Source organism: Xenorhabdus sp. PR6a, from assembly GCF_028599065.1.
In the GTDB taxonomy this organism is placed as follows: Bacteria; Pseudomonadota; Gammaproteobacteria; order Enterobacterales; family Enterobacteriaceae; genus Xenorhabdus; species Xenorhabdus doucetiae.
Genome location: NZ_JAQRFJ010000162.1, coordinates 1 through 1,194, shown reverse-complemented (window position 1 = coordinate 1,194; position 1,194 = coordinate 1). Strand labels below are relative to the sequence as shown.

The following is a 1,194-nucleotide window of genomic DNA, read 5'->3' as shown; positions in this document are numbered from 1 at the left end:
GTTTCGGTCTCACTTAACACCTGCGCGGGCAGGCGTTTTTCTTCTTTCGGCATCGTCAGCAGCTCGGCCGGGTTATACAGGATATGGTGGCGTTTCAGCAGCCAGCGGAACCAGCCCCGCAACGCACTCAGGCGGCTTATCAGGCCGCCGTTGGTGTAATACTGCCCGTCGGCCTTGCGGTAACTGCGCAGGTAACGCTGCCAGCTCTCCAGCAACGCCAGTGAGACCTGTGGCGCATGGCGGACGTCACGCAGTTCGCACCAGTCCACGAACGGGCGCAGCCGCTCCCGGTAGGCTTCCTGTGTGCGTTTGCTGTATCCACGGTCAACAACGGTATCCAGATACGCCTCAAGCTGCTGGCGCAGGGTGGCAAGGGTCAGGGTCGGTTGGGTTTCCATGACGGTTTTCCTCTGTGGGAAGGTGAACAGGCCGTTCCGGCGCTACGGTATGATGGAGGAGATGGAGGAGGCCGGAACAGTGATTTTTTTGTTTCTCCAACTTGCGGGCGGTGAACCCTTTTCAGCACGGGCTTTGCGGCTGATTTTACTGCCCCAACTTAGCGCCAACTTGACACCAACTTGGGGGCAACTTGCGCCAAGTTCAGTCCAACTTGCGCCATTCGTAGTATCAGGTCGTTTGCTTGTCTGCGGCCGCTTTCGGTTCTATCAGGCCGCATAAGTGCGCACGGTCAGCCGCTTCACCGTCCCATAACAGCTCGTATTGCAGCAGGTGCCCGCGACTGCCGCCGTGGATAAGCAGGTATTCCATGTCAGCCAGCCGCTGGCAGTGCACCTTAAGCTGGTTGTCGCTCCAGTGGGTAAAATCGCGGATATCCCGCCGGGTAAAGCGGACTTCGCGTAACGTTTGCTGGCCTGCGGCGCACATGCCTTGCGCCATTTGCTGTATCAGCAACAACAGCTTGCGCGTCTGTGGCGGCATCTCGTCCAGCGTGCGGCCTAAAATCTCGTGGGCGAGCTGGTTCGCCAGCCGGATATCGTCTTGCGTCACTTCAATGTATTCAAGCGGCTGCCCGCGATGCTCAACCACCTTCACTTCCCGCTGATGCTGATGCAGCAACGCGATGCTCTGGATTAAGGTCAGGTATTTCATATGGTCACGGCGGGTGCGGGTTTTGTCAGACATAAAGGTCAGTTGCGCTGCGTAAGGGTTGACCACATTAAGCGGCCTTAACAG

At 58.0% G+C, this 1,194-nt stretch carries 1 protein-coding gene and 1 pseudogene; both read right to left on the bottom strand.

What is annotated here, in order from left to right; genetic code table 11:
- Positions 1-398 (bottom strand): site-specific integrase (locus PSI15_RS18035; RefSeq protein ID WP_273584718.1); only part of this gene is annotated, 398 nt, incomplete at its 3' end.
- Between the two features lie 229 nt (positions 399-627).
- Positions 628-1,194 (bottom strand): annotated as a pseudogene (locus PSI15_RS18030) (DNA primase); the annotation flags it as partial.